At 50.4% G+C, this 16,377-nt stretch carries 11 protein-coding genes; 4 read left to right on the top strand and 7 right to left on the bottom strand.

What is annotated here, in order from left to right:
* Positions 1-39 precede the first annotated feature (39 nt).
* On the bottom strand, positions 40-1,764 hold the full coding sequence (locus tag WCN91_RS13530) for a sodium:solute symporter family protein (protein ID WP_342679933.1): 1,725 nt from the start codon (positions 1,762-1,764) through the stop codon (positions 40-42).
* Positions 1,765-1,775: 11 nt separating this feature from the next.
* On the bottom strand, positions 1,776-2,039 hold the full coding sequence (locus tag WCN91_RS13525; RefSeq protein WP_342679903.1) for a DUF4212 domain-containing protein: 264 nt from the start codon (positions 2,037-2,039) through the stop codon (positions 1,776-1,778).
* A gap of 331 nt (positions 2,040-2,370) precedes the next feature.
* Between WCN91_RS13525 and WCN91_RS13520 the strand changes: the two genes are divergently transcribed.
* Together WCN91_RS13520 and purU are read left to right on the top strand one after the other, a co-directional pair.
* On the top strand, positions 2,371-5,802 hold the full coding sequence (locus WCN91_RS13520) for a PAS domain-containing hybrid sensor histidine kinase/response regulator (protein WP_342679901.1): 3,432 nt from the start codon (positions 2,371-2,373) through the stop codon (positions 5,800-5,802).
* 72 nt (positions 5,803-5,874) lie between these two features.
* Positions 5,875-6,708, top strand: a complete 834-nt coding sequence (purU, locus tag WCN91_RS13515; RefSeq protein WP_342679899.1) for a formyltetrahydrofolate deformylase — start codon at positions 5,875-5,877, stop codon at positions 6,706-6,708.
* Positions 6,709-6,763: 55 nt separating this feature from the next.
* On the opposite strand, the gene WCN91_RS13510 is transcribed toward purU, so the two are convergent.
* Together WCN91_RS13510 and acs are read right to left on the bottom strand one after the other, a co-directional pair.
* Positions 6,764-7,417 carry a response regulator transcription factor gene (locus tag WCN91_RS13510; protein ID WP_342679897.1) on the bottom strand — a complete coding sequence of 218 codons (654 nt, stop codon included), beginning with the start codon at positions 7,415-7,417 and terminating at the stop codon, positions 6,764-6,766.
* A 91-nt stretch (positions 7,418-7,508) separates the two neighbouring features.
* Positions 7,509-9,449 carry an acetate--CoA ligase gene (acs, locus tag WCN91_RS13505; protein WP_342679895.1) on the bottom strand — a complete coding sequence of 647 codons (1,941 nt, stop codon included), beginning with the start codon at positions 9,447-9,449 and terminating at the stop codon, positions 7,509-7,511.
* A gap of 312 nt (positions 9,450-9,761) precedes the next feature.
* Between acs and WCN91_RS13500 the strand changes: the two genes are divergently transcribed.
* Positions 9,762-10,901, top strand: coding sequence for a DcaP family trimeric outer membrane transporter (locus WCN91_RS13500; RefSeq protein ID WP_342679892.1), 1,140 nt, complete (start codon positions 9,762-9,764; stop codon positions 10,899-10,901).
* A 124-nt stretch (positions 10,902-11,025) separates the two neighbouring features.
* Here the strand turns inward: WCN91_RS13500 and recA are convergent, their stop codons facing one another.
* Together recA and WCN91_RS13490 are read right to left on the bottom strand one after the other, a co-directional pair.
* Entirely contained in the window at positions 11,026-12,075 is a 1,050-nt protein-coding gene (gene recA / locus WCN91_RS13495; protein WP_342679890.1) for a recombinase RecA, read from the bottom strand.
* Between the two features lie 93 nt (positions 12,076-12,168).
* Positions 12,169-12,675 carry a CinA family protein gene (locus WCN91_RS13490; RefSeq protein ID WP_342679888.1) on the bottom strand — a complete coding sequence of 169 codons (507 nt, stop codon included), beginning with the start codon at positions 12,673-12,675 and terminating at the stop codon, positions 12,169-12,171.
* A gap of 24 nt (positions 12,676-12,699) precedes the next feature.
* Between WCN91_RS13490 and mutS the strand changes: the two genes are divergently transcribed.
* Positions 12,700-15,294, top strand: coding sequence for a DNA mismatch repair protein MutS (gene mutS / locus WCN91_RS13485; protein WP_342679886.1), 2,595 nt, complete (start codon positions 12,700-12,702; stop codon positions 15,292-15,294).
* 65 nt (positions 15,295-15,359) lie between these two features.
* Here the strand turns inward: mutS and rpoS are convergent, their stop codons facing one another.
* The gene (gene rpoS, locus WCN91_RS13480; protein WP_342679884.1) at positions 15,360-16,337 is read right to left on the bottom strand and encodes an RNA polymerase sigma factor RpoS; all 978 of its coding nucleotides are present in this window, start codon (positions 16,335-16,337) and stop codon (positions 15,360-15,362) included.
* Positions 16,338-16,377 lie beyond the last annotated feature (40 nt).

Below are 16,377 nucleotides of genomic sequence, written 5' to 3'. Positions count from 1 at the left end.
AAGGTCGGGCTTGTGAACTGCAAATTTAGTTAGTGCACCTTAGTGTGCATGGGCCGCAGCTGAACCTTTAGGATTACGAATGCCCTCAACCATTTCTTTGATCTCATCCGGGGTTTCCGCTGTCATGCGTTGTACCACAGCAGCTACCACGAAGTTAACCAGCATACCCACAAGGCCAATACCTTCAGGTGAGATGCCGAATAACCAATGCTCGGCGCTGTTTAGCTCTGGGCTTACAAACTTGAAGAAGATGATGTAAGCGGCGGTAAAACCTATGCCCGTTACCATACCGGCAATGGCACCTTCTTTGTTCATGCGTTTTGAGAAAATCCCCATAATAATGGCCGGGAAGAAACTCGCCGCCGCTAAACCGAAGGCAAAGGCAACCACAGAGGCCACAAATCCTGGCGGATTAATACCGAAGTAAGCAGAGATACCTATGGCTATCATGGCCGCTAAACGCGCCGCCAATAGCTCTTGTTTATCGCTGATATCCGGCTTAAGGGTACGCTTCAACAAGTCGTGAGAAACCGAGGTTGAAATAACCAATAGCAGACCCGCGGTTGTCGATAGTGCAGCGGCAATACCACCGGCGGCTACCAAAGCAATTACCCAGGCTGGCAAGTCGGCAATTTCAGGGTTCGCAAGTACCATGATATCGCGGTCTACATTCACTTCATTGGCGCTGGCTGGATCATCAATCTTACCCGCTGAATACTGCATACGACCATCTTCATTCTTGTCGTTGAAGGTGATAAGACCGGTTCTTTCCCAGTTTTTAATCCATTGCGGCGCATCTTCATACAAGGTACCGCTGCCGTCTTTACCATTAATGGTGTCAATCATGTTCACGCGAGCGAATGATGCAACCGCCGGAGCCGTGGTATAAACGATGGCAATAAAGATCAGGGTCCAGGCCGCCGAGATACGGGTATCACGAACGCGAGGTACAGTGAAGAAACGCACGATTACATGAGGCAGACCCGCGGTACCGACCATCAGGGCGCCGGTAATAGCGAATACGTCGATCATGCTCTTGGAGCCTTCGGTGTACTGGGAAAACCCGAGCTCCCCACTGAGACCATCTAGCTTATCAAGCAGGTAGACGCCTGAGCCGTCAGACAAGGTGGCACCAAAACCGGTTTGTGGTAGCAGGTGACCTGTCATCATCAAGGAAATAAAGATAGCCGGAACCAGGTAAGCGAATACCAGTACGCAGTACTGAGCAACCTGAGTATAGGTAATGCCTTTCATGCCACCAAGTACGGCGTAGAAGAATACGATCACCATGCCGATATATACACCGGTTTCAATATCTACTTCCAAGAAACGCGAGAATACCACGCCCACACCACGCATCTGCCCGGCAATATAGGTAAAGCAGATAAAGATGGCACAGAAGATAGCTACCACACGGGCCGCTTGAGAGTAGTAACGGTCACCGATAAAGTCCGGCACAGTAAACTTGCCGAATTTACGCAAATAAGGCGCCAGGCACAGAGCCAGTAGTACATAACCACCGGTCCAACCCATAAGATATACGCCACCGTCATAACCGGCAAAGGAGATGATCCCCGCCATAGAAATAAACGAGGCTGCACTCATCCAGTCTGCGGCCGTGGCCATACCATTAGCCAAAGGCGGTACACCACCACCGGCAACATAGAATTCATTGGTTGAGCCGGCACGGGCCCAGATAGCAATGCCGATATAGAGCGCAAAGCTCAAACCAACAATTAAAAAAGTAAGCGTTTGAACATCCATCATTGTGCTCCTTATTCGTCTACGCCGTATTTCTTATCTAACGCATTCATTTTGTATGCGTAGACAAAAATAAGAGCTACAAAGGTATAAATTGCGCCTTGTTGCGAGAACCAAAAGCCCAGTTTAAACCCAAAGAATCGTACTTCGTTGAGTACATCGACTAGCAAAATGCCAAAACCAAAAGAAACCACAAACCACACCACCAGTAATTTAAATACCAGGCTGAGGTTTTCATTCCAATAGGCCTTAGCGTGTTCATCATCTTTAAAAGCCATTTTGTATCCCCTTTACATCATACCCAAGGGCATGAACGGTTGTTATCATCACTTTTGAATCTAGCAATGCTTAGCCAAGAGGAAATTCAGACCTTAGTCGTAACAAAAAGTTAACCTTTAAAAGGGGAATTAGGCAAAATCAAAAATAACCAATAAAAACATATAGATAACAAAGATTCGATCGATTGTAAAAATGGCTGTCACGGCATTTTTTGAGGTTTATACATTAGTCTAATAACCCTTAGTCGCATGCGAGTGCGCGACAAAAGCACTGCTATTCGCCATGGGCTTTTGCTATGGTAGGGATACTTATAAAAATAACCCTTGCACCATGACCTTAGCTTTAATTCTTGTATCTCTGGCCTATATATCCGTGTTGTTTTGGTTAGCCAACTGGGGCGATAAAACCACGCCCTGGGCCAAGTACATCAGCCATCACCCCTTTGTGTACGCATCGGCGCTGGGGATCTACTGTACCTCCTGGACCTACTATGGCTCGGTGGGCACAGCCGCCAACGATGGTTGGAACTACTTGCCTATTTTGCTCGGGCCTATTTTATTATTTGTTTTCTTTCAGGGCTTCCTGCGCAAACTGGTGCTGGTCAGTAAAAAGCAAAATATCACCACCATTGCCGACTTTATCTCGGCGCGCTACGGCAAACGGCAGCGAACGGCAATTCTAGTTACCTTTATCGCCCTGATGGCCACCATTCCCTATATCGCTCTGCAGCTTAAGGCGCTCTCCAGCAGCTTTATCTTATTGTCGGGAGACTCCAAGATATCAGGCCCTGTGCTGGCTTTGGGCGGGGCGCTGATCATGGCGGTGTTTGCCATCTTCTTCGGCACTCGCAAGGTGGATGTGACCGAGTACCGCTCCGGTTTAATGCTGGCTGTGGCCTTTGAATCCCTGGTTAAGTTGATTGCCCTGGTCTTTGTTGCCGGTCTCGCTTTATATACCTTTTACAGCCTTCCCCAGAGCGTTTCTCTTGATACCGTATGGCAGCACTGGCAAGACTCCCAGGTGCTGAGCTTTGGCTTTATCGGCCAGACCCTGATGGCGGCGGCGGCCATCATCTGCCTGCCACGCCAGTTTCATGTTACCGTGGTTGATAACCAGGATATCCGCCATCTGCGCACGGCGCGCTGGGCTTTCCCCCTGTATTTACTACTTATTGCGCTGATGATTATTCCCATCGCCAGCGCCGCCATAATGCCGGAAATTGGCCATGGCCATAGCGCCGACAGTTTTGTATTGGCACTGCCGCTAAGCAGCGGTCACAGTATTTTGACTACCTTTGTTTTTATCGGCGGCTTGTCGGCGGCCACCGCCATGATAGTAGTGGCGACCCTGACCCTGAGCACCATGATCTCCAATGATGTGGTGCTGCCGCTGTTACTTAAGCGTAAGTTCCGCCGCAGCCATATCAACACCGGCTACCGTTCGCGTATCTTACTGGTGCGACGCTTTACCATAGGCGCCATATTGCTGCTGTCTTATCTCTATCAGCAGGTTTTTGGTCATGGTGAAACCTTGGCCTCCATGGGCTTGGTGGCCTTTTCTTTGGTTACCCAGTTACTGCCGGCCATAGTTGGAGGCCTGTATTGGCGTAAGGGCCATGCCTATGGCGTGTATGCGGGCCTGACCGCTGGCGTAGTATGTTGGACCCTGTTCCTGCTCATCCCCATTATGAGCGCCACCACGGCGCTCGACAGCGGTGCCCAGCAAAACCTGATCACCCAGGGCACCTTAATTGCCCTGTTCGCCAATATCTGCTGCTATATCAGCTTCTCTTTAGGGGCTCAGGAGCGCCTTATCGACCGCATTCAGGCCGCTGCTTTTGTTAATCCCATGGAGCAGCTGAACTTTGCCAAGCGCCTGAATAAGAATGTTGATGCCACTGTGTATGACTTTAAAGTGCTGCTGCAAACCTTCCTCGGCGCCCAGCGCAGTACCCAGGTGCTGGCTCATTACAGCCTGAGCGAAGATATAGACGATAACAACGCCAGACCAACCAATGAATTTATCGCCTATTGCGAGCGTGCCCTGACCGGGGTGCTTGGCGCCTCCTCGGCACAAGCGCTGATCCAAACCGTGGCCAGCGGCAAACGCCTGGCCTTTGAGGAAGTGGTCAACTTTTTCGATGAAACCACGCAGGCGCTGCGCTTTAACCAAAACCTCTTGTTTACCTCGTTAGAAAATCTCAGTCATGGTATTTCCGTGGTCGATAAGGACCTTAATCTGGTGGCCTGGAACAAGCGCTACGCGCAGATGTTTGGCTACCCCGACGGCTTTCTACAGCAAGGCCAACCCATAGAAGAGGTGATCCGCTATAACGCCATGCGCGGTGAATGCGGCCCCGGCGAAATAGAACAGCATGTGGAAAAACGGGTGCGACACCTGCGTAACGGCACCCCCCATCACTTTATTCGTCATCGACGCAATGGCCAGGTGTTTGAAATGATTGGTAACCCGCTGCCGGACGGCGGCTTTGTGACCAGTTTTTCTGATATTACCGCGCACATGGAAACACAAAACGCCCTGGAAGAGATCAATATGGACTTGGAAAACCGCATCGAAGCGCGGACCCAGGAAGTGCGCGCCATGAACCAGGATCTTAAGGCGCAAATCGCCAGCCGAGAGCAAATTGAGCAGGCGCTAAATGCGGCAAAACTAGAAGCAGAGCATGCTAACGACAGTAAAACCCGCTTTCTCGCCCTAGCCAGCCACGATATTCTCCAGCCCCTCAATGCTGCACGTCTGTATCTGGCGTCCATGGACGAGCAGGAGCTAAGCACCCACAACTCCAATAGCCTGGCCAAGCTCGGTGATAGCCTAGACAGCACTGTGCACCTGATGTCTGCCCTGCTCGATATTGCCAAGCTCGACCAAGGTGCCATGTCGCCCACGCCGCGCCACTTTCATATCGACGATATTCTTACGCCCCTGGTCAATGAATACGCTATTTTATGCGCTGACAAGGGCCTGAAACTGACCCTGCGTTCAAGCAATGAAGTTGTTCACAGCGATACCACCTATCTGCGCCGCATCATTCAGAATCTGGTTTCCAATGCGGTGAAATACACTCCAAGCGGCAAGGTGCTGGTTGCCTGTCGCCGCCGTAAACACCATCTCAGCATAGAAGTGTGGGATACGGGTCTGGGCATTACAGATCACGAGCAGCAAAAAATATTCGATGATTTCTACCGCGTTGAGTCCGGCGACAACAAGGGTGTCGGCCTTGGACTTGGGGTGGTTAAGCGTATGGCCGAGCTGCTGTCTCATCCCCTGACCATGCGCTCACAATTCGGCAAGGGCAGTTGCTTTAAGGTTGAAGTGCCCTACGGCTCACTGGCTCGAATTCAAGGTTCCAGCCTTCCGGCAACCAGCGCTGCAGCTCAATCTCATTATGATGTGCTGGTGGTCGATGATGAGGCCGCCAATATCGAAGCCATGCGTCATCTGCTCAGCAAATGGGGCGCCCGCTGCCATGGTTGTCAAGGCGCTGAACAAGCGCAGGCTGTTATCGAGAGCGACACCAATATCGATATTATCTTTATGGATTACCAGCTTGGTGAAGGTGATGATGGCCTGGCCCTGATAGCAAAGTTCCGCGCCCTAAGAGGCAAAGAGATACCGGCTATTTTGATCACTGCAGTGCGCGATGACCAGTTAAAGCTGGCGGCAAAAAATGCCGGTGTGCATTATCTTTCCAAGCCGGTTAAGCCCGCGAAATTAAAGGCGCTGCTAAATCATTCCTTATGAAAAAGTACCATTGCCATTACGCCAGGAGCCTGAGCATAATGGCAATTCGTCTAACACCAACAGGAATGAGTAATGAAAAAGGTTTTACTGGCGCAGTGCCCGGACCAAGAAGGGTTAATCGCCAAGATCACCGGCCTGTGCTTTGAGTATGGTCTCAATATCACCCGCAATAATGAATTTGTCGACAAGGCCCATGGCCGCTTTTTTATGCGTACCGAGCTTGATGGCGACTTTAGCAATATCGACCTGGAGGCTCAGCTAGAAGCTATTTTACCGAGTAACTCCATACTCTCGCTCCATGGCGACGAGCCAGTTAAGGTGGTTTTGTTGGCGACCAAGGAAGCCCATTGCCTTGGCGGGGTATTATTAAAGTGTTTTGAGCAGGCCTTGAATATCGAGGTGCTGGCGGTGGTAGCCAACTACCCGGACTTACAACCCCTAGCACAGGGCTTTGATGTGCCCTTTCACTGCATTAGCCATGAAGGCCTAAGTCGCAGCGAGCATGACCGCCTGGTGGCCGATAAAATTGCCGAATACAATCCGGATTTGATTGGCCTGGCCAAGTATATGCGTATTTTAAGCCCGGAATTTGTTGCCCGATTTGCCGGGCGCATTATTAATATTCACCACTCTTTCCTGCCCGCCTTTATTGGCGCCAAGCCCTATCATCAGGCCTTTGAACGCGGCGTAAAAATCATAGGCGCGACCGCCCACTTTGTGAATAATGAGCTCGACGAAGGACCGATTATTTTGCAGCAGGTAACTAATGTCACCCATGCGGACAGCGCCGAAAGCATGGCCAAAAAAGGGCGGGATGTGGAAAAGCTGGTGTTTTGTAAGGCGCTGGAGCTGGCCGCCGAGCATAAGCTCTTTGTTAATGACAACCGCACCGTCGTCTTTGATTAAAGCTGCACTTGCTGGCAAGGCACTCCTGGCCTTGCCTGTTAGCCTTATTTTTTGATTATTGTTGGCTTTCCATGGCCTCAAGTTGCAACTTGGAGGCAATAAGTACCGCTTGAGTACGGTTATACACCCCGAGTTTACGGAAGATGGCGGTAATATGCGCCTTCACCGTGGCCTCGGAAATATTCAGTTCATAAGCGATTTGCTTATTGAGCAAACCTTCGTGTAAATAACTTAAAACCTTATACTGCTGTGGCGTTAATGATGCAACCTGGGCCGCAAGCTGCTTATCTTCACCACTGATGCCTTCCACCTTGTCTTTGATATCCGCAGGCAACCAAACTTCGCCCTCAAGAATTTCATTGATGGCGTCAGCGATTTCCTGCGCCGATGACGACTTGGGAATAAAGCCCATGGCGCCATAACCCATAACCTTAGATACTACCTGCAGGTCTTCACTGCCAGAGACCACGGCTATGGGTAAATCCGGATAATCTTCGCGAATACGGATAAGACCGTACAAGTCGCCATTGCCCGGCATATGTAAATCCAGCAGCAAAATATCCAGGTCTTCATGCTTATCAAGCACCGCCAAGGTGGTATCGAAGGTATCCGACTCCAACACTTCCAAGGGCTCAAATTGCTTGGTCAGCGCGCCTTTCAGGGCTTCTCGAAATAATGGGTGATCGTCCGCTATTAAAAACTGACTCATGCTGCGCTCCTAAAAAAATCGGCCATTACCTAAGGTAATAGCCGATAGTCTACGTTTAGAATCGTTCTTTAATCAAGCTCTTAACGATTAATTAACGATTCAAGCGGTTTTCAATGAGCTCATCAACCACACTTGGATCGGCCAGAGTTGAGGTATCTCCCAGCTGTTGGTGCTCATTTGCAGCGATCTTACGTAAAATACGGCGCATAATCTTACCCGAGCGAGTTTTCGGCAGGCCCGGCGACCATTGGATCATATCCGGCGAGGCAATAGGGCTAAGCTCTTTACGAACCCAGTTACGCACCTCTTTAGTCAGCTCGTCGCTCACCACCACACCCTCGTTAGGGGTGATATACACATAAATACCCTGGCCCTTGATATCGTGCGGATAACCCACCACAGCCGCTTCGGCCACGGCCTCATGGGCAACCAGTGCACTTTCAATTTCTGCCGTACCTAGGCGGTGACCAGACACGTTCAGTACATCATCTACACGACCTGTGATCCAGTAATAACCATCTTCATCGCGGCGACAGCCATCACCGGTAAAGTACACGCCCGGATAAGCAGAGAAATAGGTTTGCTCAAAGCGCTCATGGTCGCCGTACACTGTACGTGCCTGCGACGGCCAGCTATCAAGAATAACCAGGTTGCCATCCACGGCTCCCTCAAGGGTATTACCTTCAGCGTCAAATAACGCAGGAGCGATACCAAAGAAAGGTCTGGTTGCCGAGCCTGGTTTCATATCAATAGCGCCCGGCAATGGCGTGATCATGATGCCGCCGGTTTCCGTTTGCCACCAGGTATCGACGATAGGACACTGGCTGTTACCAATACGCTCATAGTACCAGGCCCAGGCTTCCGGGTTGATTGGCTCACCCACAGAGCCCAGTATACGCAAACTGGTGCGCGTTGAGCTGGCGGTAGGCTCATCGCCCTTAGCCATAAGTGCTCGAATGGCAGTCGGTGCTGTATATAAAATAGTAACCTGATGTTTATCAACAATTTCACCCATGCGCCCAGCGCTTGGATAAGTAGGCACGCCTTCAAAAATAACCTGAGTACAGCCGTTCACCATAGGGCCGTAAGCAATATAGCTGTGACCTGTGATCCAACCCACATCGGCGCTGCACCAGTAGATATCGTCTTCATGCAGGTCGAACACATATTCGTGGGTCATGGAGCTGTAAACCAGGTAACCACCTGTGCTGTGTACCACACCTTTAGGCTGGCCCGTCGAGCCCGAGGTATAAAGGATAAAGAGCGGGTCTTCGGCATTCATCACTTCCGGCTCGCATGTGCTTGGTAAGTCTGCAACCAAGTCATGCCACCAAATATCAACATCATTCCACTGCACCTCGCCACCGGTCAGCTGATGCACAATCACGTGCTCAACAGTAGTGACACTGGCTTGGCTCACAGCTTCATCCACATTGGCTTTAAGCGGAACACAATTACCACCGCGGCGACCTTCGTCAGAAGTGATCACCACCTTGGCGCCACTGTCTTTAATACGGTCGGCAATGGCCGAAGGTGAGAAGCCGCCAAACACCACGGAATGCACTGCACCAATACGGGCACAAGCCTGCATGGCGTAGACAGCTTGTGGTGTCATCGGCATATAGATGGCAACGCGGTCGCCCTTTTGTACGCCGAGCTTACGCAGGCCATTGGCCAGTTTACAAACCTCATCATGAACCTGCTGATAGCTGATGTGCTCGCTTTGGCTCGGGTCATCCCCTTCCCAAATCAGCGCGGTTTTATCGGCTTTATCTTTAAGGTGGCGGTCAATACAGTTGTAAGAAGCGTTTAGTTGTCCGTCTTCAAACCATTTAATGCTGATATGACCTTTATCGAATGAGGTATTTTTAACTTTTGAATAAGGGGTGAACCAATCTAGACGCTGGCCGTGCTCGGCCCAAAATGCTTCTGGGTCGTCGATAGATTGCTGATACATAGCTTGGTATTTTTCGTTATCGACTAATGCGTTGTTTTTGATGTTTTCAAAAACCGGATAAATGTTCTGTGACATAACCGTCTCCATATTTTTTGTTGCCTTTAGGCCTGCCCACAGCATTACCCAGGGCCACGTCTTGCAGTATTAGACCTTAGTATAAAATCTTTATAAACCGCACTATTTTCGCCACAACACCAACCAAACATGGCGCGAAATAAGAGCCTACTGAGGCATCCTTAGCCTCCGCTTCTCTTAGAAAAAGCTTCATCCTTATCGCTCGCTATACCTTAGTCGTACGACCAATAGATAATTGCCTAAAAAGCCAGCAAGGACCATTTTTTCTGAGCTAGCTTGCAACAGGATAAGATGATGACAAGACAAAAATTAATGATGAAAACACTGACTGCAGTTGCGGTATGTACGGCAATCGGTAGCGCTCAGGCTGCCACCATAGGCAATACAGAAGTCAGCTACGGCGGCTATGTAAAGCTTGATGCCATGTGGAGTGACTTCTCCGCGGGAACCATTTCCGGCGACAGCATTGGCCGCGACTTTTATGTGCCCAGCACCACGCCGGTTGGCGATGATGATGGCAGCGATGCAGTGTTTGATATGCATGCGCGCCAATCTCGTTTTAACTTTGGTACCAGCACCAAACTAGACAACGGCAAGAACATAGATACCAAGATAGAGCTGGATTTTATCGCCTCTATTGGCGGTAACGAGCGCGTGACCAACTCTTACTCTCCGCGCATTCGCCAAGCCTATATCACCTATGATGGCTGGCTCTTTGGTCAGGCTTGGTCAAACTTCCAAAACGTTTCTGCCCTGCCGGAAACCCTGGATTTCGTCGGCCCGGCAGAAGGTACAGTGTTTGCCCGCCAAGCACAGGTACGCTACAGCGTAGGTAACTGGGCCTTCTCCGTTGAAAACCCGGAAAGCACCATTACGGTTAACGGTGCCCGTGTCGAAACCGACGATGCCAGCGTGCCGGATTTCACCGCCCGCTATAACCACAACGCCGACTGGGGACAAATCGTGGTCACCGGTTTAGCGCGCCAGCTTACTTATAAGCAAGGCGGCGCCGATGAAGACGAAACCTCTTATGGTGTCAGTGTTTCTGGTCGCTATAACCTGGGTAAAGACAGCATTAAATTTATGCTGACCCATGGTAAGGGTCTGGGTCGTTATATTGGCTTAAACGTGGCCCATGGCGCCGTTTATGATGGCGATGGCCTGGATGCCATCGACTCTACCTCAGGCTTTATCGGCTATCAGCACCACTGGAACGAGCAACTGCGCTCCACCTTCTTGTATTCTTTCTTTAGCGCCGATAACAATACTCACTTGCTTGCGTATAGCGGCGATCCCACCGAAAGCAGCGTAAGCTACAGTGCTAACCTGCTGTACTCACCAGTGAAAAAGCTCACCTTCGGGGTCGAGTTTAAGCACGCCGAGCGTGAAACCGAAAGCGGTAAGGATGGCGACCTAGACCGTCTGCAGTTCTCAGCTAAATATGCGTTTTAACTGCGCTTAGTATTAGAATAGCCGTCGCCTTTTTGAGGCGGCGGCTTTTTTGTTTTTAACGTTAAAAACAGGCATAAAAAAACCAGCCCAAGGGCTGGTTTTACCTACTCTTATTCTTTACGCCTTATTCGGCATCCATCTCTTCGGCAAGCGAGTTTACTTCACCCTCTTCCGGCTTAATGGTGGCTTTTAGCAGTAGCATCTCACGTAGCTTGCCTTCGATCTCATTGGCAATCTCGACATTCTCTTTTAAGAACTTAATCGAGTTCGACTTACCCTGGCCTACTTTCGAGCCATTGTAGCTATACCAGGCACCTGATTTTTCAATCAGCTTGTGCTTCACGCCTAGGTCGATAAGCTCGCCTTCTTTAGAGATACCTTCACCATACATGATGATAAATTCGGCTTGCTTAAATGGCGGTGCTACCTTGTTCTTCACTACCTTAACGCGGGTTTCGTTACCTACCACTTCATCGCCGTCTTTTACCGAGCCGATGCGGCGAATATCAAGGCGAACCGATGAATAGAACTTCAGTGCGTTACCACCTGTGGTGGTTTCCGGGTTGCCGAACATTACACCAATTTTCATACGGATTTGGTTGATGAAAATACATAGTGTGTTTGAACGCTTGATATTACCGGTTAGCTTACGCAGTGCCTGCGACATCAAACGGGCCTGCAAACCAACGTGGCTGTCACCCATATCGCCTTCAATTTCCGCTTTTGGCGTTAGTGCGGCTACCGAGTCGACTATAACTACGTCAACGGCCCCCGAGCGTACCAGCATGTCACAGATCTCTAACGCTTGCTCACCGGTATCTGGCTGAGAAACAAGTAATTCGTCAACATTTACACCAAGTTTCTCGGCATAAACTGGGTCAAGGGCGTGCTCGGCATCAACGAAAGCACAGGTTTTACCCTGGCGCTGGGCTTGAGCAACAACCTGTAAGGTCAATGTGGTTTTACCCGATGATTCCGGACCATAAATTTCCACTACACGACCGGTTGGTAGACCACCAATGCCCAAGGCAATATCAATCCCCAGTGAGCCAGTAGAAATGGCTTCAATGTCCAAAGCCTGGCTGTCGCCTAGCTTCATGATTGAGCCTTTACCAAATTGGCGCTCAATTTGTGAAAGCGCAGCGCTTAAGGCTTTTTGCTTGTTATCGTTCATTGTTTTCTCCAAAATCATTGACCGCCAAGCTCGTTATGCTTGGTATTAACGCTTGACCTAATGAAGCTTAGTATACTGTATGAAATTACAGTATCAAGCAGATTCTAAAATTTTTACCACCATGTCTAGGGCGTGACTAATGGCCTGCTCGCGCACATAGGCGCGATCCCCCATAAAATGGCGCTCTTCGGTATAGACCTGCTGATCAAAGTACACGGCAAACCATACTAACCCCACCGGCTTATCATCGCTGCCGCCATCCGGACCGGCAATGCCAGAGGTCACCACGGCGACATCTGCTTGCGCCGTATGGGCTGCACCGCGTGCCATTTCCACCACGGTTTGTTCACTGACGGCGCCAAATTGGGCCAGGGTTTGCGCTGATACGCCAAGGCGCTCTTGCTTGGCTTCGTTACTGTAAGTCACCGCGGCTTCGGCAAAATAATGGGAGCTTCCCGGGGTGTCGGTAATGGCATAAGCGATGCCGCCGCCGGTACAGGACTCAGCGGTAGTGATCATCATCTGCTTATCCGTTAAAATAACGCCCAGTTGCGCGGCAAGGGTTTGTGTATTGGCAGTAAACCTTTGTTGTAAGTTCATAACCATCCTTATTCGAGTGAGTGCATGTCGGCAAATCTCTATAGTGAAGATAATATAAAACAACAAACCCCCATGATGCAGCAATACTTGCGCATTAAGGCAGAACATACCGATATTTTACTTTTTTATCGCATGGGGGACTTCTATGAAGTGTTTTTCGATGATGCCATTCGCGCAGCAGAATTATTAGATATTTCGCAGACTTATCGCGGCAAAGCCGGTGGCGATCCTATCCCTATGGCGGGCGTGCCCTATCATGCGGTAGAAAACTATTTAGCCCGCCTGGTGCAGCTTGGCGAATCCGTGGCCATTTGTGAGCAGGTTGGCGATCCGGCCACCAGCAAGGGTCCGGTTGAGCGCAAAGTAGTGCGTATTGTCACTCCGGGCACGGTCACCGACGAAGCCCTGCTTAACGAACGTCAGGACAACTTGCTGGTCAGTGTTTGCCAAGGCACTGGCGACTATTTTGGTGTGGCCTATCTGGATATCAACTCAGGGCGTTTTAATATCGTCGAGTGTGCCGACGCCGATGCCTTTAAATCGACCCTGCAACGCCTTAACCCTGCCGAACTGCTGTATTCGGAAAGTTTCAGCGATATCAGGCTTATTGAGCATATCAAGGGTATGCGCCGTCGCCCGGAATGGGAGTTCGACCTGGACACGGCCATCACGTCTCTGTGCCAGCAATTCGGCACTCAAGACTTAATTGGTTTTGGTGTTAATGATGCCAAACTGGGACTAGTGGCGGCCGGCTGCTTGCTGCAATACGTAAAAGACACTCAGCGCACCGCATTACCGCATATCAATGCCATTAGTCTGGAGCAAGACAGCCTAGCCGTGGTGCTCGACAGTGCCACTCGTAAAAACCTGGAGCTGACACAAAATCTTGGCGGCGGGATAGAAAACACCCTGGCGGCTATCTTAGATAAAACCGCCACACCCATGGGCTCGCGCCTGCTTAAGCGCCGCATTCATAACCCAATACGCTGCCGTGAAGAGCTGACTCTACGCCTTGATGCCATTGAAACCCTGATCGATCAGGGCTGGCACCTTGAGCTGCATCCCCTGCTGCGCAATGTCGGCGATATCGAGCGTATCGTTGCCCGTCTGGCGCTCGGCAACGCCCGACCCAGGGATCTATCTCGGTTACGCTCGGCGCTGCAACAGTTGCCTGAATTACAGGGTATGCTTAGCACCGCCTCGCAACGACGCCTGGCACAAATCGCCAACGCCTGTGAGCCCAACGATGAGCTTTTGCACTTGTTGGAGCACGCCATTATCGATAACCCGCCGGTGCTTATTCGCGACGGCGGCGTAATTGCCGAGGGCTATAACCAAGAGCTCGACCATTGGCGCAACCTCTCGCAGGGTGCCACAGATGTACTCGAAGCCATGGAAGAGCGTGAGCGCCAAGCCACTGGGATCAGCACCTTAAAAATTGGCTACAACAAGGTACATGGCTTTTATATCGATATTAGCCGCGCCAACTCACACCTGGTGCCAGCGCATTATATTCGTCGCCAAACCCTGAAAAATAACGAGCGCTATATTATTCCCGAGTTAAAAGAGCATGAGGACAAGGTATTAGGCAGCCAGTCTCAGGCTCTGGCACTGGAAAAGCAGCTTTATGAAGAGTTATTCACACTAATAGCGCCACACTTGGAGCGCTTACAGCGTTTAGCGGCATCCCTGAGTGAGCTCGATGTACTTAATAACTTTGCCGAGCGGGCACTGACCCTGAACTATTGCAAGCCGGCGCTCGATGAAGGCGATGCCATCAGCATTTGTGAAGGCCGCCATCCAGTGGTTGAGCAGGTGATGCGCGACCCCTTTATCGCCAACCCCATAGAACTTAATAATCAGCGTCGCATGTTGATGATAACTGGCCCCAACATGGGCGGTAAATCTACCTATATGCGCCAAACTGCGTTGATCGTGCTAATGGCGCATATCGGCTGTTATGTGCCCGCGGCAAGTGCCGAGATAGGCACAGTAGACCGTATTTTTACCCGTATTGGCGCCAGTGATGATCTGGCCTCCGGGCGCTCAACCTTTATGGTGGAGATGACGGAAACCGCCACCATTTTAAATAATGCCAGTGAGCATTCCCTGGTATTAATGGATGAAATTGGCCGCGGTACCAGCACCTATGATGGCTTATCCCTGGCTTATGCAACGGCGGATTATCTGGCCCATAAGATTAATGCTAAGACCTTGTTTGCAACCCATTATTTCGAGCTCACAGAGCTGGCGGAGCAAGAGTCTGGGCTGGTGAATGTGCACCTGGATGCCATTGAGCACAACGACACCATAGCCTTTATGCACAAGGTATTAGAAGGGCCGGCCAGTAAGAGCTTCGGCCTACAGGTAGCAGCATTGGCCGGCGTGCCCAAGGCGGTGATCACCAACGCCAAACGCAAGCTGAAACAGTTGGAGCAACAGCCAGCCTTAAAGGCTAATGGCAACGGCCAAGCAAACGGCCATGGTACAAATCAACTTGAGCTATTAGCCCCTGAGCCCGAGCCCAGCGCTCTGGAATTGGCGCTCGGTGAGATCAATCCCGATGAGCTTACTCCTCGTCAGGCGCTCGATGCCCTGTATCATTTAAAGTCGCTGTAAAGTGACCATCTAAAAACACAAAAACGCCGCTAATTTAGCGGCGTTTTTTGTTATCACTCAAGTTGCTACACTTGTTCGAACAGGCTTTCGGTACTGAGACCTTCATGCTGCAGCATGTCTTTAAGACGACGCAGTGCTTCCACCTGAATTTGCCGTACCCGCTCACGGGTGAGGCCAATTTCACGGCCAACATCTTCTAATGTAGAAGGCTCATAGCCCAGTAAGCCGAAGCGACGTGCCAGCACTTCCCTTTGTTTGGGATTAAGCTCATCGAGCCAGTGCACAATATGATTATTAATATCATTATTCTGCACTTCTCCTTCCGGACCACGGCCCTTTTCATCGGCAATAATATCGAGCAAAGCCTTGTCATTATCGCCCCCGATAGGGGTGTCGACGGAAGAAATTTTCTCGTTCAAACGCAACATCTTAGTTACGTCTTCCACGGGTTTATCTAAGCGCTCGGCGATTTCTTCGGCGGTGGGCTCATGATCTAATTGCTGAGTCAGTTCACGGGCGGTACGTAAATAAACGTTAAGTTCTTTTACTACGTGAATAGGCAAGCGTATGGTGCGGGTTTGGTTCATAATGGCCCGCTCTATGGTTTGGCGGATCCACCAGGTGGCGTAGGTTGAAAAGCGAAAACCCCGTTCCGGATCAAACTTTTCTACCGCGCGGATCAGACCCAGGTTACCCTCTTCGATCAAATCCAGTAGTGCCAGGCCGCGATTGTTGTAACGGCGGGCAATTTTTACCACCAACCTAAGGTTACTTTCAATCATGCGTTTACGTGATGCTTCACAACCGCGCAGGGCCTTGCGGGCAAAATAAACTTCTTCTTCGGCGCTGAGCAGCGGCGAGAAGCCAATTTCACCTAAATATAATTGCGTGGCGTCGAGGTTTTTGACACTGTCGTCTTTGGCAAACAATTCATCATCACTGTCGTCCTCAACTTCCTCAAGAAGCTCCTCTTTTGGCGCATCGAGAACGTCCGAATCATTGCTATTGTCATGCGTACTTTCTAGTTTTACGGTTTGACCCATCAGAATACCCTCCCGTGTAATTCAGATATATCCTTACACT

This window comes from Pseudoalteromonas qingdaonensis (assembly GCF_038739665.1).
Lineage (GTDB): Bacteria > Pseudomonadota > Gammaproteobacteria > Enterobacterales > Alteromonadaceae > Pseudoalteromonas > Pseudoalteromonas qingdaonensis.
Note: the sequence above shows the minus strand (reverse complement) of the source record. Positions and strands in the feature narration are given on the sequence as shown.